At 68.3% G+C, this 23,885-nt stretch carries 26 protein-coding genes; 10 read left to right on the top strand and 16 right to left on the bottom strand.

Annotated elements, in window-relative coordinates; genetic code table 11:
* Window positions 1-3 precede the first annotated feature (3 nt).
* The 6 genes from accC (at window position 4) to fis (ending at window position 6,281) form a co-directional block, all read left to right on the top strand.
* Window positions 4-1,371 (top strand): acetyl-CoA carboxylase biotin carboxylase subunit, encoded by a 1,368-nt coding sequence (gene accC / locus LF41_RS13675; protein ID WP_036170655.1) that lies wholly within the window; start codon window positions 4-6, stop codon window positions 1,369-1,371.
* 50 nt (window positions 1,372-1,421) lie between these two features.
* The gene (locus LF41_RS13670; RefSeq protein WP_036170653.1) at window positions 1,422-2,108 is read left to right on the top strand and encodes a hypothetical protein; all 687 of its coding nucleotides are present in this window, start codon (window positions 1,422-1,424) and stop codon (window positions 2,106-2,108) included.
* 136 nt (window positions 2,109-2,244) lie between these two features.
* Complete coding sequence (locus LF41_RS13665; protein WP_052116450.1) at window positions 2,245-3,528, top strand: hypothetical protein; 1,284 nt, start codon at window positions 2,245-2,247, stop codon at window positions 3,526-3,528.
* A gap of 28 nt (window positions 3,529-3,556) precedes the next feature.
* Window positions 3,557-4,477, top strand: coding sequence for a 50S ribosomal protein L11 methyltransferase (gene prmA / locus LF41_RS13660; protein ID WP_036170650.1), 921 nt, complete (start codon window positions 3,557-3,559; stop codon window positions 4,475-4,477).
* Window positions 4,478-4,510: 33 nt separating this feature from the next.
* Entirely contained in the window at window positions 4,511-5,911 is a 1,401-nt protein-coding gene (locus tag LF41_RS16525; RefSeq protein ID WP_237577789.1) for a DUF3426 domain-containing protein, read from the top strand.
* Window positions 5,912-6,008: 97 nt separating this feature from the next.
* Window positions 6,009-6,281 (top strand): DNA-binding transcriptional regulator Fis, encoded by a 273-nt coding sequence (gene fis / locus LF41_RS13650; protein WP_036170647.1) that lies wholly within the window; start codon window positions 6,009-6,011, stop codon window positions 6,279-6,281.
* A gap of 19 nt (window positions 6,282-6,300) precedes the next feature.
* Here fis and LF41_RS13645 read toward each other — a convergent pair whose 3' ends face one another.
* Genes LF41_RS13645 through LF41_RS13620 form a run of 6 tightly spaced genes read right to left on the bottom strand, consistent with a single transcriptional unit; the run spans window position 6,301 to window position 11,985 of the window.
* A complete protein-coding gene (locus LF41_RS13645) occupies window positions 6,301-7,251 on the bottom strand; it encodes a phosphatidate cytidylyltransferase (RefSeq protein WP_036170645.1) in 951 nt (316 codons plus the stop codon).
* Entirely contained in the window at window positions 7,248-7,874 is a 627-nt protein-coding gene (locus LF41_RS13640) for a lysophospholipid acyltransferase family protein (protein ID WP_036170643.1), read from the bottom strand. Before LF41_RS13640 ends, LF41_RS13645 begins: the two co-directional genes overlap by 4 nt.
* 4 nt (window positions 7,875-7,878) lie before the next feature.
* On the bottom strand, window positions 7,879-8,322 hold the full coding sequence (locus tag LF41_RS17050) for a hypothetical protein (RefSeq protein WP_036170634.1): 444 nt from the start codon (window positions 8,320-8,322) through the stop codon (window positions 7,879-7,881).
* Window positions 8,319-9,605: a phosphatase PAP2/dual specificity phosphatase family protein gene (locus LF41_RS13630; RefSeq protein WP_036170632.1), complete on the bottom strand. Its 1,287-nt coding sequence runs from the start codon at window positions 9,603-9,605 to the stop codon at window positions 8,319-8,321. The genes LF41_RS17050 and LF41_RS13630 overlap by 4 nt, the downstream gene beginning before the upstream one ends.
* Entirely contained in the window at window positions 9,602-11,377 is a 1,776-nt protein-coding gene (locus LF41_RS13625; RefSeq protein ID WP_036170630.1) for a bifunctional alpha/beta hydrolase/class I SAM-dependent methyltransferase, read from the bottom strand. The genes LF41_RS13630 and LF41_RS13625 overlap by 4 nt, the downstream gene beginning before the upstream one ends.
* The gene (locus tag LF41_RS13620) at window positions 11,374-11,985 is read right to left on the bottom strand and encodes a CDP-alcohol phosphatidyltransferase family protein (RefSeq protein WP_036170628.1); all 612 of its coding nucleotides are present in this window, start codon (window positions 11,983-11,985) and stop codon (window positions 11,374-11,376) included. Before LF41_RS13620 ends, LF41_RS13625 begins: the two co-directional genes overlap by 4 nt.
* Window positions 11,986-12,127: 142 nt before the next feature.
* Here LF41_RS13620 and purH point away from each other — a divergent pair, with 142 nt between their 5' ends.
* Window positions 12,128-13,705 (top strand): bifunctional phosphoribosylaminoimidazolecarboxamide formyltransferase/IMP cyclohydrolase, encoded by a 1,578-nt coding sequence (gene purH, locus LF41_RS13615; RefSeq protein ID WP_036170982.1) that lies wholly within the window; start codon window positions 12,128-12,130, stop codon window positions 13,703-13,705.
* Window positions 13,706-13,733: 28 nt separating this feature from the next.
* Entirely contained in the window at window positions 13,734-15,026 is a 1,293-nt protein-coding gene (purD, locus tag LF41_RS13610) for a phosphoribosylamine--glycine ligase (protein ID WP_036170626.1), read from the top strand.
* Between the two features lie 18 nt (window positions 15,027-15,044).
* On the opposite strand, the gene LF41_RS16520 is transcribed toward purD, so the two are convergent.
* The 5 genes from LF41_RS16520 to LF41_RS13585 all read right to left on the bottom strand — a co-directional run bounded on the left by LF41_RS16520 (window position 15,045) and on the right by LF41_RS13585 (window position 19,029).
* Window positions 15,045-15,392, bottom strand: coding sequence for a BrnA antitoxin family protein (locus tag LF41_RS16520; RefSeq protein ID WP_202594054.1), 348 nt, complete (start codon window positions 15,390-15,392; stop codon window positions 15,045-15,047).
* Window positions 15,382-15,639, bottom strand: coding sequence for a BrnT family toxin (locus LF41_RS17150; RefSeq protein ID WP_036170624.1), 258 nt, complete (start codon window positions 15,637-15,639; stop codon window positions 15,382-15,384). The genes LF41_RS16520 and LF41_RS17150 overlap by 11 nt, the downstream gene beginning before the upstream one ends.
* Window positions 15,640-15,717: 78 nt before the next feature.
* Complete coding sequence (locus LF41_RS13595) at window positions 15,718-17,577, bottom strand: MFS transporter (protein WP_036170622.1); 1,860 nt, start codon at window positions 17,575-17,577, stop codon at window positions 15,718-15,720.
* 33 nt (window positions 17,578-17,610) lie between these two features.
* Window positions 17,611-17,958 (bottom strand): hypothetical protein, encoded by a 348-nt coding sequence (locus LF41_RS13590; RefSeq protein ID WP_152600025.1) that lies wholly within the window; start codon window positions 17,956-17,958, stop codon window positions 17,611-17,613.
* Between the two features lie 108 nt (window positions 17,959-18,066).
* Window positions 18,067-19,029: a hypothetical protein gene (locus LF41_RS13585; RefSeq protein ID WP_036170617.1), complete on the bottom strand. Its 963-nt coding sequence runs from the start codon at window positions 19,027-19,029 to the stop codon at window positions 18,067-18,069.
* A 51-nt stretch (window positions 19,030-19,080) separates the two neighbouring features.
* On the opposite strand from LF41_RS13585, the gene LF41_RS16810 reads away from it, so the two are divergent.
* Entirely contained in the window at window positions 19,081-19,515 is a 435-nt protein-coding gene (locus LF41_RS16810; protein ID WP_152600024.1) for a helix-turn-helix domain-containing protein, read from the top strand.
* A 22-nt stretch (window positions 19,516-19,537) separates the two neighbouring features.
* Here LF41_RS16810 and LF41_RS13575 read toward each other — a convergent pair whose 3' ends face one another.
* From LF41_RS13575 to LF41_RS13555, 5 genes are all read right to left on the bottom strand, one after another.
* A complete protein-coding gene (locus tag LF41_RS13575) occupies window positions 19,538-20,452 on the bottom strand; it encodes a cobalamin biosynthesis protein (protein ID WP_036170976.1) in 915 nt (304 codons plus the stop codon).
* Window positions 20,453-20,525: 73 nt separating this feature from the next.
* Window positions 20,526-21,434 carry an NAD(+) diphosphatase gene (nudC, locus tag LF41_RS13570; protein ID WP_237577776.1) on the bottom strand — a complete coding sequence of 303 codons (909 nt, stop codon included), beginning with the start codon at window positions 21,432-21,434 and terminating at the stop codon, window positions 20,526-20,528.
* Window positions 21,431-21,796 (bottom strand): iron-sulfur cluster insertion protein ErpA, encoded by a 366-nt coding sequence (erpA, locus tag LF41_RS13565; protein WP_036170613.1) that lies wholly within the window; start codon window positions 21,794-21,796, stop codon window positions 21,431-21,433. The genes nudC and erpA overlap by 4 nt, the downstream gene beginning before the upstream one ends.
* Before the next feature lie 64 nt (window positions 21,797-21,860).
* Window positions 21,861-22,280, bottom strand: coding sequence for a bactofilin family protein (locus LF41_RS13560; protein WP_052116448.1), 420 nt, complete (start codon window positions 22,278-22,280; stop codon window positions 21,861-21,863).
* 4 nt (window positions 22,281-22,284) lie between these two features.
* Window positions 22,285-23,016, bottom strand: a complete 732-nt coding sequence (locus LF41_RS13555) for a DUF6776 family protein (RefSeq protein ID WP_052116447.1) — start codon at window positions 23,014-23,016, stop codon at window positions 22,285-22,287.
* Window positions 23,017-23,105: 89 nt separating this feature from the next.
* On the opposite strand from LF41_RS13555, the gene LF41_RS13550 reads away from it, so the two are divergent.
* Window positions 23,106-23,711: a DUF4126 domain-containing protein gene (locus LF41_RS13550; RefSeq protein ID WP_036170965.1), complete on the top strand. Its 606-nt coding sequence runs from the start codon at window positions 23,106-23,108 to the stop codon at window positions 23,709-23,711.
* The last annotated feature ends 174 nt before the right edge of the window (window positions 23,712-23,885 follow it).

The raw sequence follows: 23,885 nt of genomic DNA, 5'->3' as shown, positions 1-23,885 counted from the left end.
ACGATGCTGGACAAAGTCGTCATCGCCAACCGCGGAGAAATCGCGCTGCGCATCCTGCGCGCGTGCCACGCGCTCGGCATCCGCACGGTCGCGGTGCATTCCACTGTCGACCGCAACCTCAAGCATGTCGCCATGGCCGACGAATCGGTGTGCATCGGCCCCGCGCCGTCCACCGACAGTTACCTCAACATGGCTTCGATCATCGCCGCGGCGGAAGTCACCGACGCGCAGGCGATCCACCCGGGCTACGGCTTCCTCAGCGAGAACGCAGACTTCGCCGAACGCGTCGAGAACTCCGGCTTCGTCTTCATCGGCCCGAAGGCCGACACCATCCGCCTGATGGGCGACAAGGTCGAAGCGATCCGCGCCATGAAGGCCGCGGGCGTGCCGTGCGTGCCCGGCAGCGGCGGACCGCTCGGCGACGACGCGGCCACCAACGTCAAGATCGCGCGCGAGATCGGCTATCCGGTGATCGTGAAGGCCGCCGGCGGCGGCGGCGGCCGCGGCATGCGCGTGGTCCACACCGAAGCGCACCTGCACAACGCCATCCAGACCACGAAGACCGAGGCGAAGGCCGCGTTCTCCAACGACATGGTCTACATGGAGAAATTCCTGGAGAACCCGCGCCACGTGGAGATCCAGGTGCTCGCCGACGGCCAGGGCAACGCGATCCACCTGGGCGAACGCGACTGCTCCATGCAGCGCCGCCACCAGAAGGTCGTCGAAGAAGCGCCGGCGCCGGGCATCACGCCGGAGCAGCGCGCGGAAATCGGTCGCGTGTGCGTGGAAGCGTGTATCCGCATCGGCTACCGCGGTGCGGGCACGTTCGAGTTCCTCTACGAAAACGGGCGCTTCTACTTCATCGAAATGAACACCCGCATCCAGGTCGAACACCCGGTGACCGAGATGGTCACGGGCATCGACCTCGTGCGCGAGCAGTTGATGATCGCCGCCGGCCACAAGCTGTCGATCCGGCAGGAAGACATCGTGCTCAACGGGCACGCCATCGAGTGCCGCATCAACGCCGAGGACCCGGACACGTTCATGCCGTGCCCCGGCCTGATCCAGCACTTCCACGCACCGGGCGGCCCGGGCGTGCGCGTGGACAGCCACATCTACGAAAGCTACCGCGTGCCGAGCAACTACGACTCGATGATCGGCAAGCTCATCGTGCACGGCCCGGACCGCGCGACAGCCATCGCGCGCATGCGCGTGGCGCTGAGCGAGATGGTCGTCGACGGCATCAAGACGAACATCCCGTTACAGCAGCGCATCCTCGCCGACGGCGGTTTCCAGCAAGGCGGGCAGAACATCCACTATCTGGAAAAGCGGCTCGCGGAACGGAAAGAGAAGTCGCTGTCGATCGTTTGACGCACACGCACCCCGCTCCGGCGGGGTGCTTCGTTTCGAGGAGAACGTCGATGCCCGACTTCCGCCGCGAAGCCAAGACCGACCTCGACAAGACCGTCGTCGGCATCGAGCTGACGCTGATCTCGATCATCCAGGGCCTCGCGCTCGCGATGCTCGCCACTGCGGCCGTGCAACCGCTGCTGCAACTGCAATACACGACGTGGCCGTACATCTTCACGGGCCTGCTCGTCGTGCTGATCTTCTGGTCGCGTTCGCTCATCCACACGCTGAGCTTCATCGGGTGGCCGCTGGAGTTCGGGCACACGTTCGGGTACTTCGGTGCGACGCTGATCGAAGCGGCGGCGTTGACGCAGGTCGCCGATCCGCGTTCGTGGTTCGCACTCAATGCCTGTTACGCCGCCGCGGTGTGGGGGTTGTATGCGTGGGACCTGCGCGTCGTGCAGTCGCAGGCGCACGATTTCGCGACCGAGGAAGAACGCCTGCTCTACGAAGACATCGTGCGCGATCAACGCGCCAACATCGTGATGCTGATGCCGGCGGCGATCACGTTCCAGGCGATCGCGTGGTGGCTCGTGCATCGCTATCCCGACGCGATGCTGCGCGGGCATTGGCACCTGTTGTTGATCGGCCTGACGATCGCCTTCAGCCTGCATTACCTGCATGGCGGCGTCGTGTTGTTGCGCCGCAGGCGCGACTGGATCCTTGCGCGACAGGCGCAGGAGCGCCGCGAAGGCTGAGCGGCAGCGCTTTCTGAACGGATGCATACGCCGACGCCCGGCATGACTGGCCGGTCGCGCGGGCAACCCCCGTTTCCACCAACACACCCGCCAATCCCGCGGGTGTTTTCGTTCCCGTTCCAGTTTCGAGGTTCGTATGCGCAGCTCGCTCATCCGCAACACCAAACGCGCCCTGCTCGCCACCGCGCTCGTCGCCGCACTGCTCGCGCTGCCCGCGGCGAGCCAGTCGGGCAAATTGCCGAAGACGCAACTGTGGATGGACGTGGCCACGCACACCATGTCGGGCGTGCCCGGCATGGGCGAGATGGGCGGTGGCGTCGGCGGCTTCGCGATGCGCATGTTCGGCGGCGACGCCGCGCAGAACCATTACGGCGCCGCGCAACAGCCGGGCATGCCGGGACGCTATCTCGATGTCGCGCTGCTCAACCAGCTCAATCCCGGCGCCGAGGCCGAAGACCTGATTCCCACCGGCATGCAGCTCGGCAAGACGCTGCCGCTCGTGCCGCCCAAGGCGCAAGCGCCGTCCGAACCCGGCGGCAAGGCCACCTACGGCACCGCCGACGGCAACGCGAAGGCGCGCATCCTCATCTATTGGGGTTGCGGCACCGAAGTGCGCGCCGGCCAGCCGCGCGAGATCAAGTTCGAGATGAAGAACGGCAAGGTCACGACCAGCGGCACGCAATACGCGAGCGCGATGTCGGGCCGTTACGCGCCCAACCGCGACGCGAAAGTCGACCCCCGCTACGCACTTTGGCCGAACGAGAAGATGCGCAAGATGGTGCCCAACGGCGCCTCGCTCGTCGGCAACCACGACATCGAGGGCGCGAAGATCCCCGAGTCGATGAAGTTCGACCTGACACAGCAGCAGGATTTCATGCCGGCCATCGCGCTGAGCAGCTCCGGTGCGCTCGCGACGGGCCAGACCTGGAACTGGAAGCCGGTGGATCGCGCCAAGGGTTACTTCCTCGCCGCGTTCGGCACGCAGGACGACGCGATGGTGTTGTGGAGCAGCTCCGAAGTACCCGACGCCGGCATGCAGATCATCGATTACGTCGCGCCGTCCACCGTCGACAAGTGGATCAAGGAGAAGGTCGTCCTTGCGCCGACCGTCACTTCTTGCGCGATGCCGAAGGGCATCTTCGCCGGCAAGAACGGCGAGCCCGGCGGCGGGATGATGTCGATGATCGCCTACGGGCCCGAAACGCACATCGTGTATCCGCCGAAGCCGTCCGATCCCAAGTTGGCCGCCGCGTGGAATCCGGAATGGAACGTGCGCGTGCGCAACAAGTCCACGACGATGGCGATGCTCGGCATGCCGGTCGACGCGGGCCAGTCGGCGCAGCAGGACGGCCAACAGCAGCAGCAACAGCCCACCGAGTCGAAGGGCAAGAAGTTCCTCAAGGGCTTGCTCGGCCGCTGATCGCGCACGGGCGGTTACACTGCCGCCCATGCCCTGGCTCGAACTCACGCTGCGCTGCCGCGAAGCGGACCAACCGCGTTACGAACGCGCGCTCGACGATGTCGGCGCGCTCGCCGTGACCCTGCTCGACGCCGACGTCGATACCCCGAACGAACACGCGATCCTGGAGCCGGGCGTCGGTCAGACGCCGTTGTGGGGCGAGATCGCGTTGTCGGCGTTGTTCGATGCCGACACCGATGGCCTCGTGCTGCTCGCATCGCTGGAAGCGTTCGATCCCGATCTCGACTGGTCGCAGGCCAGCTTCCGCAAGGTCGAAGACCAGGATTGGGAGCGCGCCTGGATGGACCAGTACGTGCCGCTCGCCTTCGGCGCGCGTACGTGGATCGTGCCGTGGAATCGCGAGCTGCCCGTCGAAGCGCAGGCGCACGATGCCGCGGTGGTGCGCCTGGATCCGGGCCTGGCGTTCGGTTCGGGCACGCATCCGACCACGTCGTTATGCCTGCAGTGGCTCGATGCGCTCGCGCAGGCCGGCGAACTCGACGGCCGGACCGTGCTCGACTTCGGTTGCGGCTCGGGCATCCTCGCGCTCGCGGCGCTCAAGCTGGGTGCGGCGCGCGCGGTGGGCGTCGACAACGACCCGCAGGCGCTGATCGCCACGGCCGACAACGCGCAACGCAACGGCATCGCCGATCGCATGAACGTGTTCCTGCCCGACGACGAACCCGCCGCGCAGTACCCGGTGGTCGTCGCCAACATCCTCGCCTCCGCGCTCGATGCGCTTGCGGACCTCCTGGCCGCGCGCGTGGCGCCCGGTGGGCGGATTGCGCTGTCGGGCATCCTCGCAGGCCAGGAAGACGCCCTGCTCGACCGTTACGGGGAATGGTTCGACGCCCTGGCCGTCGCGCAGGAAGGTGACTGGATTCGCATCGACGGCGTGCGTTGCAGCTGAGCTGTTCGCGCGGCGGCGTGCTTGAATAGCCGCATGTTCGTCCTGTGTCCCCACTGCCAGTACCTGGTCACGGTCGATCCGCGCAGCGGGCGGCCGCCGGCGGCGTGCCCGAGTTGCGGCAAGCCGATGGAGGGGGAGGCGCAGGTCGTCGCGGAGACTCCGGAGGTTGCCGAGAACGACGCCGTCATGCCGGATGCGCCGGCGGTCGAATCGGCGCCGGCCGAAGCCGCGCCGGTCGAACCGGAACCCGAGCCCGAACCCGCACCCTCCGCGCGCAACGCCGACGACTTCATCGCCGCGATGGCGCAAAAACCGCCACGCAAGGCGCGCGCATCCAAAACCGCGGACAAGCCGGCGAAGCGCAAACGCGAACCGGAGCCGAAACCCGCGCCCGCCGCCACACCGCACGCGCCGCCCAAGCCCGCGCGCGTTCCGGGTCCCTCGTTGTCGGTGCGCGTCGCGGCATTGTTCAAGTCGCTGAAACCCACGCCGAAGCCGAAGGTCGCACCGCCGGCCGCGAAAGCCGAACCCGCGACGGAAGAGACGAAGAAAAAAGCGAGCGTCAAACCCGTGCCATCGCTGCGCGAACGCGCCGCCAGGCGCGCGGCCGAAGCGCAAGCGGCGTCCGTGGTGGATGCGCCCGTCGCCGAGACGACGCCCATCGAGGCGTCCATCGACCCCATCGCCATCGAAACGGCGCCGATCGAATTCATCCCGCTTGCGCAAACCCCGGTGGAAGCCGCGCTCGCGGTCGAAGCACTGCGCGCCTCGGCCCCCGCGCCCGCGCCCGTCGCCGAATCCGCTCCGGAACCCGCGCCAGAACAAGCGCCTGAACCTCCTGCGCCAACGCCTGCGCCTGTTCCGCCCGAGGCGCCCATCGTTCCGTTGCCGACGGTCAAGAAACCCCGCGCGACCACGACGGCGCCGAGCTTCGCCCGCACGCGCGCCGGTTTGCGCGGCGCGATGCCGGCGCGTTGGACGTCGTTGGCGACTATCGGTGCGTTGTCGTTGTTGCTCGCATTGCAACTGCTGCTCGCGCAACGCGATGCGCTGGCCGCGAGCGCGCGCTGGCGGCCGACGATTTCGGCGCTGTGCGGCGTGTTGCAGTGCACGCTGCCCGCGTGGCGCGATCCTGAATCTTTCACGATGCTCAGCCGCGACGTGCGACCGCATGCGACGGCCGCGGGGACGCTCCAGATCGACGCGAGTTTCCGCAACGATGCGCGCTGGGCGCAGGCCTGGCCGCGCCTGGTGGTGACGTTGTCGGACATCGACGGGCGCGTGCTCGGCACGCGTGCGTTCACCGCGCGCGAATATCTCGGGGATGGCGCCACCACGCAATCGACGCTCGCCCCCGGCCAGACCGCGGCCATCTCCCTGGCGGTGGTCGAACCCGCGCCCGGCGTGGTCGCCTTCAGTTTCGAATTCCGCTGAGCGGTCGCTCGCAAGTGATGCGCCGTCCTAATTGCCGCGCTAGACTCCCCCTCCCGTTCGGCCTGGGCGGGTGCGCCAACGCGACAGGGGAAGCAGTTTGAACGCCGCCGCCGACCGACAAGACACCCGCCCCGGCAATCGCCCGCCGTTGCGCGACCACGTCGCCAATTCCGTTCGCCGCTACCTGCGCGACATGGACGGCTGCGAAACGCAGGACCTGTACAACATCGCGCTGCGCGAGCTCGAGATCCCGCTGTTCGCCGAAGTGTTGAACCACTGCGAAGGCAACCAGAGCCGCGCGGCCACCATGCTCGGCATCCATCGCGCCACGCTGCGCAAGAAGTTGCGGGACTACGGCCTGGCCGAGTGACGCGCCGCGCGGTGCGGCGTCATGTCCACCAGTAGCGGATGAAGTGGAAGAACACGGGCGCCGCGAAACACACCGAGTCCAGCCGGTCGAGCACGCCGCCGTGGCCTTCGATCATGTGGCCCCAATCCTTGATGCCGCGATCGCGCTTGATCGCCGACATCACCAGCCCGCCCCAGAAGCCCATCAGGTTCACCACCAGCGCCAGGCCAGCGGCCTGCCACGGCGTGAACGGCGTGATCCACCACAGGGCCGCGCCGAGCGCGGTGGCCGACGCCACGCCGCCCACGAAGCCTTCGACGGTCTTCGACGGCGACAGACGCGGCGCGATCAGGTGCTTGCCCGCGAGCTTGCCCCACAGGTACTGCAACACGTCCGAGGACTGCACGACGATCACCAGGAACGCGATCAGCAGCAGGTTGCGTCCTTCGAAACCGGGGATGTGCAGGTTCAGCAGCGCCGGCACGTGCGAGATGCAGAACACGCAGATCATCAGGCCCCACTGCACCTTCGAGGTGCGCTCCAGGAACGCCGTGGTGTCGCCGCCGTGCGTGGACAGGATCGGCAGCAGCAGGAAGGCGTACACGGGGATCAGGAGCGTGTACATGCCGTACCAGTCGGTGTAGACCAGCCAGTACTGTCCCGGCAAGACGAGATAGAACGCGACCGCAAGCGCCCAGTAATCGTTGCGGCGCGTCGGCGTCAGCGTGATGAACTCGCGCAGCGCGAACAACGAGACGAGCGCGAACAGCACGATCATCCCGGTGCGCCCGAGCCAGAAGGCCGCGGCCATCACCGCCGCCATCACCCACCATGCGCGGATGCGTGCGACGAGATTGTCCACCACCGTGTTCGGCCGCCCGCGCGTGCGCCAGCGCAGCGCCTCGGCGATGGCGGTGGCGAGGATCAGGACCGCGAAGATGCCGCCGAACAGCAGCACCGTCTGCGGCCATTGGCGCAGGAACTCGATCATGGCGTCGATCCGTTGCGGGGGGCGAGCGCGAGCAACGCATCGCGCGCGCGGTCGAGGAACGCTTGTTTTTCTTCGTGGTCGCGCAACCGCAGCGGCTCGCCGAAGGTCGCGGTGCACAACAAGGGCAGCGGCAGGATCTTCCCCTTCGGCATCACGCGCGCCAGGTTTTCCAGCCACACCGGCACGAAGTCCACTTCCGCCCGCTTGCGCGCCAGGTGGTACAGGCCGCTCTTGAAGGGCAGCAGCCCGTCGCCCGGGTTGCGCGTGCCTTCCGGGAAGAGGATCAGCGAATGCCCGCCGTCGATCGCTTCGCACAACGTATCGATGGGGTCGTGCGTGCGCTGCGCGGCATCGCGGTCGATCAGCACGCCGTTGAACACCGCGCGGATGATGTAACGCCGCAGCGCGCCGCGGTTCCAGTAATCCGCGCCCGCCACCGGCCGCACCGTGCCGCGCAGCGCGGGCGGCAACGCCGACCACAGCAGCACGAAATCGCCGTGGCTGGAGTGGTTGCCGTAGTACACGCACAACTCGCGCGACGGCGGCGCGCGCCAGATCGCGCGCGCGCCGGTGATGGCGCGAATCGCGAAGCGGAATCCCGCGGCGAGCATCCCTGCGAACATGCGATCAGGTTCCCTTCGACACGGCGACCGCGAGCGCGACCGCGAAGACCGCGCACTGGCATGTGGCGGCGATGAAATGGGTGCGCATCAGGGCGCGCGCCCCTTGCCATCGCGCAGGCCAATCGCGGCCGGCGCGTTCCGGTGCGACCAAGCGCAGTGCGATCAGGCTGCGATCGAGCGCCTCCGCGGCCTGCCCTGGCGTGCCCGCATCGGCGGCAGCGAGGAACAGCCCGGCATCGAACGCGATGCGCACCCCCAGCCACGCACGCCATGCGGCGAACCCGAGGCTCGCGACCAGGCACGCGACGACCGTGACATCGGCCGTTGCGAACGTCATCGCCACCAGCCATGCAACCGCGACGAACGCGACCCCACCCGAACACGCATCGACCCGGCGCCCCTGCCGCAGCAACGTCCCCATCACGCGCAAGTCCATCGGCGCGGTCACGCGATCACCCGTTGATGTGCGTGCCCGAGCACGATCTGCGGGCGCGCCGCGCGGACGCGTTCGATTGCCACCGACGCCGATGCCGCGCGCCCGCTGTCGACCAACCACGCGGCGATCGACGCTGCGCTGCGCGAGTAACCCAGCGCGCAGCAGACCAGCACGCGACCACGCACGCGCGCCGCTTCGATATCACGCGCCACACCCTTCAGCTGCGCCGCTTCCGGCACGACGAGATCAAGCATCGGCCGGAATACGTCGGTGGGGCGCGCAGCGGGCATCGACAGTTCCGCGCTGACATCGACCACCACGTCGAACCCATCGCGCTCGCCGCGTCCCGGCAACCGACCGAGCCACACGTCGTCCGCGACATGCACCGGGCGCGGGGCGGCGCGGGTCCACCAGCGCGAGTTGATCCACGCAGCGGTCAGATACGGCGCGAACAACCAGCGCGATGCCATCGACAGCCGCCCGTCGGACGTCGACTTCTGGAAGCCCGCAGCGCCGAGCACCGAATAGTTGAGCGCGACGAGCGACAGCGAGACCGCGGGCCACAGCAACCACCACGCGACCCCACGCAGCCACACCGCGAGCGCGGTGCACGCGAGCGCACCGGCCGCGTACGCAGCGCAGAGCCGCCACCGCTTCGCATCGCGCGCCCACGCCGCGCCGCGCCAGGGCGCGCGCCCTTCGGCCGGCCACAACCACACGCAGACCCACCCCGCGAGCGCGCCGGTGGGAATGTCGATGAAGTGATGCTGGAACGTCGTCAGGACCGATACGCCGATCAATGCGAACCACGCATGCAGCAACCAGCGCCACGCGCCGCGCGCGAGCGTCCCGTAGCGCACCCACAGGATCACGAGCAGCACGATGTGCAGCGACGGCGCCTGGTTGAATGGCTTGTCGAACCCCAGCAACACGTCGAACATCCAGCCGAACAGCCCGTCGGTCTCCGGGCGCGTGAAGGCGAAGCGCAGCGGCCAAATCAGGAAACACGCGACCGACACGACCTGTGCGGTCAGCAGACGCAATGCATGCGTGTCGACTTCGCGCTTGTCGCGGCACGTGAACAACGAGGCGGCGTAGAAGAAGTCGATCGACCAGTACGGGACGATCGTCCACGCGAGGAACGGCACGTGCGACTCCCACGCGAAGACGATGCTGCGCACGTCGGTCGCGCGTGCTGCCATCGCGTTGGCGAACCCGTAGCTCGCGAAAAACAGCGGCCCGAGCAGCGACAGCCACGCGAGCGCGCGCCGCCACGGGCGCGAGCCTGTTGTCACGCGCCGACCCGCCGCGCGAGCGAGACGGTGAAGATGCCCCACGGGTCGATGCGCTGGTCCACCTTCTCGAAGCCGGCGGCACGCACGAGCTCGTCCATTTCCTGCTGCGTGCGGCGGCGCATGACCCAGGACGCTCCACCACGATGGCTCGTCAACGCACGCGCGATGAATTCGAGCTGCGGATGCCACGGCTGCCCGGTATAGGCGAGATACCCGCCGGGCGGCACCGCGTCGGCGATCCCCTGCAGCGAACGGAACACCGCGTCGTTGTCGGGGAACAGTTCGTACAGGCCCGACACGATGGCGAGCGTCGGTCGGGGTGAGACGCCGGCGAGCGACGCGCGATCGAACGCATCGGCCTGCTCGAAACGCGCGATGTCCTGTGCGCCAAGTTGCGCGATCAGCGCACGGCCCTGCGCGACGTTGATGTCGCTGTAATCGCGCAGCAGGATGCTGTCGGCGCGTCCGCCGCCGCCTGCGCTACCGGTCAGTGCTTCCAGCGCATAACGGCCGTGCCCTGCGGCGATGTCCATCGCATGCACCGCTTGCCCATCCACGCGCAGGCGCCGCATCGCTTCGCCGATCAGCGCGTGCAGGTGCTCGCGACGCACGCGGATCCCGCGCCAGCCGATCGCATCGATGTAGTTGCGGTCGATCATGCGGCCGAGGAACGTCCGGCCGCGCGCCTGGTTGCGATACACGTAGTCGAGCGTGCTCCCCGAGTCGAAGCCCGTGTCCAGGCCGAGTTTCACGCCTTCCGACAACGTGCCGCCGAACCGAAGCGACGCACGCGTGAAGCGCCAGCGCAGGTCTGCCAGGCTCCAGCGTTCGGGCGGCCAGGCGAGGCGTTCGGATTCCTCGAAGGTCGGGCCGCGGCGATGCGCGTCGCGCAGGTCCGGACGCGACCAGGCTTCCGCGAAGCGCGCTTCGATGAAGCTGCGGATCTTCGCGATGGCAGGCGCGCGGTCGCGCTCGCCGAGTGTGTCGTGGAAGAACCCCGGCAGCAGGTGGCGTTCCTTGATCGGCGATCCCAGGCCTTCGTAGAAGCGATCCTGCGGGCCGCGATGCACGACGAAGTCCGCGCCCGACACGAGCAATTGCGTCGGTACGGTGATGGCCTGCGAATCGGCGACGATGCGCTCGGCGGTGTCGTACAAGCCCAGCAGCACGCGCACGGAAATCGGCCGCGTGATCAGCGGATCGGCGGCGTAGCTCGCCACACGCCCGGCGTCGTGCGTCAGCCACTGCGGCTTGACGTACGAGTTCACGAAGAAGTTGCCACGCAGCTTGTGCATCAGGCGCAGGCCGGGGCGAGCGAAGGGCACGTACAACTTCACCTTGAAGGCCGGCGACGCCAGCACGAGCGCGCGCAGGCGCGGCGCATAGTCATGCACCCACGTCGCCGCGACGACCGCGCCGACGCTCTGCGCGACCACCGCGATGTTCTCCGCCGCGATGCCATGCTCTTCGCCGATGTGCCGGATGAACGTGTCCAGATCGCGGACCAGCGCCTCGAACCCCGGGGCATCGCCGCGCGTGCCGGGCGAGCGCCCGTTGCCGCGCGCGTCCCAGGCGAAAATCTCGTGGCCGGGCAGGCCGAGTTCGTCGGCCAGGTGCATCACGCGGCCGGAGTGTTCATGGCCGCGATGCAGCAGCACGATCGCGCGGCGCGCGCCGTCCTGCGTCGCGGGCCAGTGGCGGTAGAACAATTGTGTGTCGTCGAACGTGGTGAACGCGCGCTCTTCGTGTGCGCGGAAATCCTGGGATTTCAAGCCGTCTGCTCCTTGAGGCCGCCGCGGATGCGGCGCACGGTGGTGACGATGCACAGCGCCGCGGCGATCAGGACCACCCACTGCACGATGCGCGCGTCGATCAGTTCGAACGACAGAAGCAGGCCCAGCAGGCCGACGACGAAGGCGCGGTCGCTCTTGCCCATCGGGCCGTCGTAACGGCGCGACGCGCGCACCATCGTGCCGAGCACGCCGGCGTATTCGGTGAGGAAGGCCAGCCCGGCGAACAGCAGCAACGGCCATGCCGCGATGCCCGGAACCGCAAGCAGGCTGAGATACAGCGCCGCGTCGGCGATGACATCGCTCAGTTCGTTGAGGTAGGCGCCCAGCCGCGATTGCTGGCCGAACTCGCGCGCGAGCATGCCGTCGATGGCGTTCATCGCCATGCGCACGAACAGCCACGCCGGCAGCAGCGCGAACACCGCAGGCTGCGTGCCCGCGCGCCACCACACTAGCGCGGCCACGGCCAGCGACAGCACCGCCGCGGCGACGGTCACCTGGTTGGCGGTCGCCCCGATCGCGTGCAACTTGCGGACCAACGGGCGCAACAGGTCCTGGAAACGCCCCTTCAACGCATAGATCGAAGCCACGCGCGCCACTCCCCTGGCCTGCGGCGCCGGGTCCCCTCCCCGGCCTGCGCGCACGTTACGACACCTTGGCAGGCCGCGCCATGCAGGCCACCGGCTCGGCGGCCCCGTTAGAATGGCGCTCCCCACGCCCGCGGCCCCCGCCATGTCGTCGACCCTTTCGCCGGTGAAGATCCGCCGGGCCCTGCTTTCCGTTTCCGACAAGACCGGCCTGGTCGAACTCGCCCGCGCGCTCGCCGCGCTGGATGTCGAGCTGGTGTCCACCGGCGGCACCTCGAAGGCGCTGCGCGATGCGGGCCTGCGCGTGCGCGACGTCAGCGAACTGACGCAGTTCCCCGAAATGATGGACGGCCGCGTCAAGACGCTGCATCCGCTGGTGCATGGCGGCCTGCTCGGCCGCAGCGGCATCGACGAGGCGGTCATGCGGCAGCACGGCATCGCACCGATCGACCTGCTGGTGCTGAATCTCTATCCGTTCGAGAAGGTCGCCATCGACCCGAACAGCACGATGGACGACATCGTGGAGAACATCGACATCGGCGGGCCGGCGATGCTGCGTTCGGCGGCGAAGAACTTCGCGCGCGTGGCGGTGGCGACGGATCCGGCGCAGTACGCGGCGCTGGTCGACGAGTTGAACGGCAACGGCGGTGCGCTGTCGGCGCGTACGCGTTTCGCGATGTCGGTGGCCGCGTTCAATCGCGTCGCCCAGTACGACGCCTGCATCAGCGATTACCTCTCGTCGATCAACGAAGACGGCACGCGCTCGCACTTCCCCGCGCAGCAGAACAGCAACTTCGTGAAGGTGATGGACCTGCGCTACGGCGAGAACCCGCACCAGCAGGCCGCGTTCTACCGCGACCTGTGGCCGGTGCCGGGCACGTTGGCGACGTTCACGCAGTTGCAGGGCAAGGAGTTGTCGTTCAACAACCTCGCCGATGCGGATGCTGCGTGGGAATGCGTGCGCCAGTTCGAGAATCCGGCGTGCGTGGTCGTCAAGCACGCCAATCCGTGCGGCGTGGCCGAAGCGGCCGATGTCGGCGCGGCCTATGAGCTGGCTTACGCGACGGACCCGACCTCCGCCTTCGGCGGCATCATCGCGTTCAACCGCACGCTTGATGGGGCCACGGCGAAGGCCATCCTCGACCGCCAGTTCGTCGAAGTGCTCATCGCGCCGGAATACGACGCCGCCGCGCTGGACTACGCGCGCAAGAAAGCCAACGTGCGCGTGCTGCGCATCCCGCACGGCGAAGGCCGCAACAACGCCGACGTCAAGCGCGTCGGCTCGGGCCTGCTGATGCAGACCAGCGACATCCGCGAAGTGACACGCGACGAATTGAAGGTCGTTTCCAAGCGTGCGCCGACGCCGAAGGAGCTCGAAGACCTGCTGTTCGCCTGGCGCGTGGCGAAGTACGTGAAGTCCAACGCGATCGTCTACGCGCGCGACGGCCGCACGATCGGCATCGGCGCCGGCCAGATGAGCCGCGTGGTGTCGGCGAAGATCGCCGCGCTCAAGGCCGAGGAAGCCGGGCTCGTGGTACCGGGCTCGGCGATGGCCTCCGATGCATTCTTCCCCTTCCGCGACGGCATCGACGCCGCGGCCGCCGCCGGCATCCGCACGGTCATCCAACCGGGCGGTTCGATGCGCGACAACGAAGTCATCGCCGCCGCGGACGAGCACGACATCGCGATGGTGTTCACCGGCATCCGCCACTTCCGCCACTGATCCGCGCCCCCATCGCCAGGAGCAACGCATGAAGATCCTCGTCATCGGTTCCGGCGGTCGCGAGCACGCGCTGGCGTGGAAGCTCGCGCAATCGCCGCGCGCGACCGAAGTGCTGGTCGCGCCGGGCAACGCGGGGACGGCGACGGAAGCCAAGTGCCGCAACGTCGGCGTGGACGCGAAGGACATCGAGGGCTTGCTGGCGCTGGTCGAACGCGAAGGCGTGGCATTGACCGTCGTCGGTCCCGAGCAACCGTTGGTTGCGGGCGTGGTCGATCGGTTCCGCGCTGCGGGCCATCGCGTCTTCGGGCCCACCGCCGCGGCCGCGCAGCTCGAAGGCAGCAAGGCGTTCGCGAAGGAGTTCCTCGCGCGCCACGGCATTCCCACCGCGCATTACGCGGTGCACACCAAGGTCGACGAGGCGCTCGCCTACGTGCGTTCGAAGGGCGCGCCCATCGTCGTGAAGGCCGACGGCCTGGCCGCGGGCAAGGGCGTGATCGTGGCGATGACGCTGGCTGAAGCCGAACATGCGATCGAAGACATGCTCTCCGGCGACGCGTTCGGCGCCGCCGGCGCGCGCGTGGTGATCGAGGAATTCCTCGAAGGCGAGGAAGCCAGCTTCATCTCGATGGTCGACGGCATGCACGCGTTGCCGATGGCGACCTCGCAGGACCACAAGCGCGTACGCGACGGCGATACCGGCCCCAACACCGGCGGCATGGGCGCCTACTCGCCCGCGCCGGTGGTCACGCCCGAGGTGCATGCGCGCGTCATGCGCGAAGTGGTCGAGCCGACCGTGCGCGGCATGGCGGCCGACGGCGCGCCGTTCACCGGTTTCCTCTACGCGGGCCTGATGATCGACAAGAGCGGCGCGCCGAAGGTCATCGAGTTCAACGTGCGCTTCGGCGACCCGGAAACGCAACCGGTGATGCTGCGCCTGCGCTCGGACCTGGTGGCGTTGGTCGAAGCGGCGATCGACGGCACATTGTCGACCACGCAGGCCGACTGGGACGCGCGCAAGTCGCTCGGCGTCGTCATGGCTGCCGAAAACTATCCCGGCACGCCGCGCCTGGGCGACATCATCAACTCCATCGACGCTCCCGACGTCGAGGACACGAAGGTCTTCCACGCGGGAACGCGCGTCGAAGGCGAACACATCGTGACCTCCGGCGGCCGCGTCCTGTGCGTCTGCGCGCTGGGCGAAACGGTCGCGGAAGCGCAACAACGCGCGTACGCGGAAATCGCCGGCATCTCGTGGACCGGCGAATTCCACCGCCACGACATCGGCTGGCGGGCGATCGCGCGGGAGCGTGGCGAGGGGTGAATGCCCCTGGCCGCTGGATCAGCGCTTCTTCGGCTTGATGCCCTTGGACACCGTCCGACCGCGCGGTACGCGTTTCGCGATCGTGCGCGGCTTTGTCGCCTCCATGATCTTGACGCCTTCCAGGACGCCCGCAATGGCGTCCTGCAATCGAGCAAGCAAGGCCTCGTGCTTCGAAGCACCGGTCGCAATCGAACGCCGCAATGCCTCATTGATGGCGGTCTGGTAGCCACGCCCTTCCGCTTCGGCTCGATCCCGGAATGCATCCAGAACGTCGTCGTCGATATAGATGGTAATGCGCGTCTTGCCCTTCGGGGCCGGGAGTGCGGCGCCGCGTCGCGCGTCCGAGAAGTCGATGTCAGTTGCCATAGTGTTTTGCTTCGCCTGCGCTCGCCTTGCGCGCTGAGATGATGCGGATCTGGTTGTGACGCTCCGTCCATGTGACGACCAGGATCGAACCGACGGCGACGCCGAGCGTGACGAACCGCTGCTCGCCTTCGGACCAATCCTCCCGGGTGAGGCCGAGCGGATCATCTAGCGCTAGCCGGGCGTCCGAAAAGGCGACGCCGTGCTTCTTCCGGTTCGCCTTTGCCTTGCGGGGATCGAACGTGACCATATATGCACATCGTGCATATGTCGAGCCGGCGCCCGATAGGCGGTTTTTCCGTGCTTGCCACTGAAACCCGGTCAGCAGCTACGCAGCATCGCCTCGCAATTCACGCACCTTCGCTTCCAGCAACTCGGCGGTGGCGATCTGGCCTTCGATCTGCGTCGACGCGATCACCTCGACGTGCGCGCGGAACCGGCGCGGGACGCGCATGCGTTTCAGGCGGCCGTCGCGTTTGCTCCACATGCTGGTCCACATGCCGCGCAGGGCCATCGGGACGACGGGGACTTCGCGGCGTTGCAGGATCTTCTCGACGCCCGATTTGAACGCGGCGATCTGGCCGTCGTGGGTCAACGCACCTTCCGGGAAGATGCCGACGATTTCGCCTTTGGCCAGGGCGGCGTCGATTTCGTCGAAGGCGCGTTGCATCAGCTCCGGGTTTTCGCGCGCGCCGGCGATGGGAATCGCCTTGGCGGTGCGGAAGATCCAGCGCATCACCGGGATGTTGAAGATCTTCCAGTACATGACGAAGCGCACCGGGCGCGGGATCGTCGCCGACAGGATCAGCGCGTCCATGTAGCTGACGTGGTTGCACACCAGCAGCGCAGGGCCCTCGTCGGGCACGTGGGCTTCGATGCCGTGCACGCGCAGGCGGTACAGCGTGCGCACCAGCACCCAGCTGAGGAAGCGCATCAGGAATTCGGGAACGACGGTGAATATCCAGAGCGCCACCAGCGTATTAGCGATCGCCAGCGCCAGGAACAGCTGCGGGATCGTCCAGTGCAGGTATTGGAGGCCGACGATGCCCAGCACCGCGGCGAGCACGATGAAGCCCGCGTTCTGGATGTTCATGCCCGCGATCACGCGCGAGAGTTCGCGCTTCGGCGTGCGGCTCTGGATCAGCGCGAACAACGGCACGACGTAGAAGCCGGCGAACAGGCCGATGCCGCTGAGCGCGACGATGGTGTGCACCAAGCCGTGGGTGTACGTCGCACCCGCTTCCGGCAGCCACAACGCCAGGACGAAGAGGAACGCGCTCATGCCGAACGCGCCGAGCGGGACGAGGCCGATCTCCACCGTGCGCGCTGAAAGTTTTTCGCAGAGCACCGAGCCAACGCCCGTCGCGATCGAGAACACCGCGAGCAGGACGGTGTACGTCGACACGTCGCCGCCGAGGTTCTCGTCCCCGTAGGTCGGCAACTGCGCGGTGAGCATCGTGCCGACGAACCAGAACCACGACACGCCCAGCACCGAGTTGCGCACCGCGACCTGCTTGCGCACCAGTCGCAGGACGCGGATGGATTCGGGAATGGGGTTCCAGCCGACCTTCAGGTCCGGTGCGGCGGCATCGGTCGGCGGGATTGCGCGGCTGACGAGATTGCCCGCGATCGCGAAGAGGATCACCGACACTGCAGCGACCATCGGCCCGTTGTCGCCGGCAACCTGGAAGATCATCCCGCCGAGCAGCATGCCGACGAGGATCGACACCGACGTGCCCATCTCGACCAGGCCATTGCCGCCGGTGAGTTCCTCGGGCTTGAGCACAGAGGGCAGGATCGAATACTTCACCGGGCCGAACAGCGCGGACTGCACGCCCGTCGAAAACAGCGCGATGAGCAGCACCACCATGTTCTGCATCAGGAAGCCGACCGCAGCCAGCGACATGATGGCGATTTCCATCATCGTCGTGATGCGGATCAGTCGCGACTTCTCGAGCTTCTCCGCGATCTGCCCGGCCGTCGCGCTGAACAGGAAATACGGCAGGATGAAGATCGCGGGCGCCAGGTTGGTATAGAAACTGCGCTCGTCGCTGGCCACGCCCATGAAGAACAGCAGGCCGATGATGGCCTGCCGGAAAACGTTGTCGTTGAAGGCGCCGAGCGATTGGGTCGCGAAGAACGGCAGGAAGCGCCGCTGCCGGAGGAGTTCGAACTGGTTGTGCGCCATCGAATGCGGCCGCCGCGGGGGTTCGCGCGGAGCCTAGCAGAGCGCCTCGACCTGCGCGCATCCCCGCGCGCGCGCCGGAACGGCATGGGCGTGCGGCGGTCCCGGCGTCGCGCCCGCATCGGCGACGAAGCGCAGCTCGCTTGCGCGGCCCTGTGCATCGATGGCGCGCACGCAGACGCGGCGAGGCGCCGCCTGCCATGGCATCCGCATGCGAGCGATGCGCACGCCGGAATGCGCGTCGCGCAATGCATGCCATGCGCCGCGGAAGACCTCGCCATCGTGCGCGGGGTCGACGGACCAATCGACGATCTGCTCGCCGTCGCCGAGCTGCACGATGAGCCACTCGACCTCGGGGGCGCTGCGCGAGCGTTCGCGATCCACCCACGCACGCGATAGGCCCTCGATGGGGGTGAAGCCGCGCGGATCGACCCGCAGTGCGGGACCGCGTTCCCCGCGCGGAAGGCATCGAATGCCGCGCACGTCCACCTGCTAATCCGCCCGCGTGGCGAGCTGTTGCGACAGCGTCGGCGCGAAGTGCCATCCCAGGATGGTCACGTGCGGATAGTGGCTGACCTCGCGACGGGTGACCGCGCGACTGAGCGTGGCTTCGCCCGTGCGGCGGTCCGGGGCGTCCACCCACACGAGGGAGCGAACGCCGTCACGCAGGGTTTCCCCGAGCAGCACGTCGCCGCCCGCACGACGCCGCCCGGCTGGTGTCGTGCACACCGCGGGCGAGGCGAGCGCTTTCGCGCCGAACGCCGCGAGCGCGGCGTGCATCGCCTTGACCGGTTGCGCGGCCGCGTTGCGGCGCGTCCACTCCGCGGGCGTCGCGCCGACCTCCTCGATGCAGAACGACGTGTCGCCGCGGAGCAGGAGGTTTCTGCGCAATGCAGCGCACCCGGCGGCATCGCGCACGCAGGCGATCCAGGCGGCGTGCGGCCGCGCGAGCGCTGTCAATCGCGTGGCATCGTCTGCGAGCAGCAAGGTGGTGGTGTCGCGCGCCGCCGTTTCGCGCATCGTTGCAGGCCAGCCGAACGCATCGAACACCAATTGCAGCGGGCCGCGTTCGCCCTCCGGGAACTGTGGAACGAACACGGCCTCCGGCGCGAGCTTGCGCAAGAGCGCGATGCACGGCGCCCAGCGCGCCAGGCGCGCCGCGAGCGCATGGGTGTCGTCATCGCCGGCCGGGTGCAGGTCGAGGACAACGCGGTCGAGCGGCGCGCCATCGCCCTGGCGCAGCTCGGCGATCAACGCGGCGACGCAGAGTGCCGGCGCGCCGCACACCAGGCGGCGCACGCGGCCCTCGGACACGGGGTCGTCGGGCGCGACGACGACTTCCAACGGCACCGCGCGTTCGCGGTTCCGTCCGGTGGTGGACTCCATGAGCCGTTGTGCCTGCCGGCGCCCGTGTACGACCAGGCGCGGCAGCCGTTCGAGAAGGGAGGTGGCCATCGCGAAATGCCTGCCATGAACCGGATTGGTTAAACGAGGGTAACGCGATAATTGCAGGGCGTTTGCACCGCGCCGCCTAACGTCGGCGCCATGAAAAGCGAACAGGCCCTGTTCGGCGAACGACTGCGCAACGCGCTGAAAGTCGCTGGTTATCGGGAAAGTCCGTCCGAGATCTGCTTCCACTTGACGCGCCATGGGGGAGATCCCACGACGCCTCAAGCTGTTTCTCGTTGGCTGCACGGAAAGAGCATGCCGCGCCAACGCAATCTCATTGCGTTGGCGCAACTGGTCCGCATCACGCCTACCGAGTTGCAGTACGGGGTGCAGGCGTCTTCCCGCGTTCGCGAGACGCGCGTCGAATTCCGCATTCCGGCGATGGATCAACACGCCATCGATGCGTTCATCGCATTGCCGCCGAAGGCGCGCAAGCTCGTGCGCGAACTGATCGAGCACCTGCGCGAATCCGAACAGAAGCGCAAACGCTGAAAAGCGACGCCCGTTGCGGGCGTCAGGCCACCCAGCCGGCGATGACGAACAACGCCAGCACCGCCAGCCACAGCAGCAGGATGCGCCACACCAGGCTCATGGCATCGCGCAGTTCCGGCAGCCCGGGCACGCCGCGCGCGACGGCGACACCGCCATCGGCGACGTACTCGGTGTCGATGTCGTCGAGGGCTTCGTCCGCCAGCTCGCTGCGCACGCTGGCGCGCGCCGCGGCGGCGAGGAACCGCGTGTCGCCCGTATACCCCGCGCCGCCGGCGCCCTTCCATGCGGCGAACACGCTGTCGAAGTTGCCGACCAGCGCGAGCGAGAGCGTCATCAATTGCGCGACGGGCCAGTCGAGGAACGCCAGCAAGGTGCGCGCCGCCTGCGAGGCGCCTTCGGGCAACCGCTTCTGCGCCTCGCCCTGCGCGCACAGCGACACCAGGCGATACAGCAGCGCGCCGAACGCACCGAGCAACAGGAACCAGAACAACACGCCGAACCAGCGCCACAACGCGCAGCGGAACACGGCTTCGACCAGCGAGCCTCCGTCCAGCGCCGCGGCGTCGCGTTCGGGGAACAGCCGCGCGGCAGCTTCGCGGCGGGCCACCGGGTCGGCGGCGTTCACCACCGCCTCGACGTCGTGGTCGAGGTCGCGCGGCCCCCATGCATAGAACAATGCGGCCAGCGCGAAGACGAACGCCGGGAACCCATAGAAGTCCCCGCGCAACGCGATCTGCAGCAGCGCGATGAGCAGCAGCGGCGGGCCGATGGCGAACAGCATCCCGCCCGCGCCGCGCCACGACGGGCTGTCGCCGAGCTGCGCGGCGAGCCACTCGAGCCAACGGATGAACCAGTCGTAGCGACGCAACGCCACCAGTGCCGGCATCGAATGGCCGACGACGAGCGCGATGACGACGGCGATCAGCGTGATGGACATCGACATCCTCGGAGGATCGGGACCGCGACGGGCGACCCGTCGGCGGCATGATACGGAATCATCCCGTGCGCATTCAGCGCGTGACGGATGCCAACCAGGACTCGATCAGCCAACGGGCGATGGAAATCGGTGCGGACAGCGCGATGCCGCCCTCGTCTTCCTCCGGCCCCACCGACCAATCGCGCGCAAGGCCCGCGCGGATGGTGTCGGCGTCGAACCAGCGCGCGTCGTCGAGCTCGTCACCCACCACGGGGACGTCGGGCCCGGCCTCCGCGAGGAAACCGAGCATCAGCGAGCCGGGGAACGGCCACGGCTGCGAGGCGACATAGCGGCAGCGCAGCACGCGCACGCCGGTTTCCTCCAGCACTTCGCGCGCGACGGTCTGTTCGAGCGATTCGCCCGGTTCGACGAACCCGGCGATCACCGACCAGCGCCGCGGCGGCCAGTTGCGCTGGCGGCCGAGCAACAACCGTTGGCCATCGCTGACCGCCGCGATGATCGCCTGGTCGGTGCGCGGGTAATGCTCGCTGCCGCAGCGCGCGCACTGGCCGAGCCAGCCGGCGCGCACGAAGGCGAGTTCGCCTCCGCACACGCCGCAGAACGCGTGGCGCGTATGCCAATGCAGCATCGCGCGCGCTTGCGCGAACACGGTGGCGTCGAAGGCGTTCCATTGCGTCGCCGCGCTGCGCAGGTCGATGCGAGCGGGCGCGTCGATCGACAGACGCCGCGCCGCTTGCGCGAACCACGCTTGTCCATCGCGCATGCCGAGGAAAATCGCAGTGCCGGGCCCGCCCCCGATCGCCGCGCCATCGGGCGCGAACAACCGGGTGTCATCGCCGGCGAATGCACGGCCGTCGTCTTCGAGCACGACGACGCGCGCCTGCGGCCAGAGGGTGGCGAGGGTGTCGGGGTCGTCGCGGAGATGGTCGGCGCGATCGAGCGCGCCGTCGACGAATGCGAAGGGCGAAACCGGCCCGGTCACATCGTGAAGCTGCTGCCGCAGCCGCACGTCGTCTTGGCGTTGGGATTGCGGATGACGAACTGCGCGCCCTGCAGGCTTTCGCTGTAGTCGACTTCCGCACCCATCAGGTATTGCAGGCTCAACGGATCGACCAGCAGCGTCACGCCGTCGGTTTCCACGGCGACGTCATCCTCGCCGCGCGATTCGTCGAACTCGAACCCGTACTGGAACCCCGAGCAACCGCCGCCCTGGATGTACACGCGCAGCTTGAGGTCGGCGTTGCCTTCCTCGGCGATGAGCTCGCGCACCTTGGCGGCGGCGGCCGGCGAAAACTGCAGCGGGGCGTCCAGCTGCTGCCAGGTGGGGGATTCGATCAATTCCATGCGGGACAAGATGCGGGCCAACGGCGCCGCAATCAAGCGGCGCCGTGGAACACCGGCATGCCGGTCAGGCGACGGCGACGAGCTGCGGGCCGTCGAGGACGGTGGCGGCGTTGGCGTCGGCGTGGACCAGGCGGCCCGTGAGCTGCGCGCCAGCGTGCATTTCCACCGTACGGTAGTGGACGTTGCCCTGCACGCGGGCGCGGGCGGCCAGTTCGATGCGCTCGGCGGCGTGGACGTCGCCCTCCAGGCGGCCGTCGATCATCACGACCGGCGCGCGGATTTCCCCTTCGATCACGCCCTGCTCGGACAGCATCAGCACGGCCTGCGTGCCTTCGGTGGCGGTGACGCGGCCGACGATGCGGCCTTCGACATACAACCCGCCGCTGAACTCGATGTCGCCGCGGATGGTGACCTGCGGGCCGATCAGCGTGTCGACGGCCTGGCCGTCGCGCGAGGCAGGCTTGGTTTGCGAATTCTTGAACATCCCTTCATTCCCCAGGTATCGCCATCGATGTCCACGCGAGCGCCGTGTCGACGTTCGCGCCCTTGCCGCGCAGCGCGACCTTGACGCGCTGCGGGGTGAAACCGGCGGGCAACACGATGCTGCCGCCGAGCCGCTGGAAATAGCGGAATTCGTATTGTTGCCCCGGCGCGCCGGGCTTTTGTTGCATCTCGTCCCACTTCACCGTCGTCAGGCGGCCCTCCCGCACGCCTTCGACGTCGAACCGCATTTCGCCCTGGCTCACGGCGCCGCGATTGAGGCTTTGCGTCAGCACGACCTGGTAACGCCAGCTGCCGCCGGCTTCGCGCGCGAATTCCGCCGAATGCACCGTCAGGCCCTTGCGTTCGGCGCCGCTGCCGACGAAGCGTTCATAGAAGGCTACATCCGCGCGCAGGCTCGCGATCTGCTCGTCCTTGTCGGCGAGCATCGCCTGCACGTCGCGGTTGGCGTCGCGGCTGATCTGGTCGGAACGGGTGAGCGTGGAGACGCGTTGTTCGAGTTCGGCGACCTGCGCCTGCGTGGTCTTCAGGCGACGGTCGCTATCGGCGATGCGGGCTTCCGGGGAGCCCGAATCCGGCCTGGCCAGCCACCAGGCCAGGCCGCCGCCGAGCAGCAGGCCCACGACGAGCGCGCCCGCGGGCCAGCCCCAGGCCGGCACGCGGCCGCGGCCCTCGCGGGGGACGATCTCGAATTTCGGGCGGTTGGGGGTGGGCTCCATTCGCGCTCAGCAAAACGACACGGGGACCGTGCCTATACTCGGGCGGCGAGTGTAAGGCCTTTGCCGAACGGCCGATGGAGGAACCTGCCATGTCCGAAGCGCACCTTTTCGCGATCGGGATCCTGCTGGCGTGGCTCGCGGGCATCCGCGTGTATCTCACGGTGTTCGGGGTGGGCGTCGCCGGCGCGATGGGCTGGCTCGATCTGCCCGCCGCGCTCGAGGTCACCACGTCGCCCTGGGTCCTCGGCACCTCCGGCCTGCTCGCCGCCGCCGAGTTCTTCGCCGACAAGATTCCGGGGGTCGACTCGGGCTGGGACCTGCTGCATACGGTGTTGCGCGTGCCGGTCGGCGCCTTCCTCGCCGCCGCGACCCTGTCGCCCGACGGCAACCTCGGCGCAGGCATGCTCGCGACGGGCGCCGGCGTCGCGCTGACCAGCCACGTGCTGAAGGCCGGCAGCCGCGCGTTGCTGAATACATCCCCCGAGCCGGTGAGCAACTGGAGCGCGTCGGTCACGGAGGATGCGGCCGTCGTCGGCGGGCTCGCGCTGGCGTTCGCGCACCCGTGGATCGCACTGGCGATCGTCATCGCCATCAGTGTCGCGATGGCCGCCGCGGTGTGGTGGGTGTGGCGGCGCCTCCGGCGCGCGCTGTTCGGCCCGCGTACCGTGCCTGCCACCACCAATGTGCCGCAATGAGGCTCGCGTCACGCCTTCGAAGCGGCTGGCCGGGAACTCGCCCCTATTCCGTGCTCTCTCCTTGATGGGGAGCAGGGGATAATGGCGGCAACACGCCGGGGGAGCCGATGCCCGCCACGAAACCGAAACGCCAACAGGCGTCGAACGATCCGCTGTCGCAGTTCCGCGGTGGCG

It is taken from the genome of Lysobacter dokdonensis DS-58 (assembly GCF_000770795.1).
GTDB lineage: Bacteria > Pseudomonadota > Gammaproteobacteria > Xanthomonadales > Xanthomonadaceae > Noviluteimonas > Noviluteimonas dokdonensis.
This window is presented reverse-complemented; position numbering and strand designations above follow the sequence as displayed.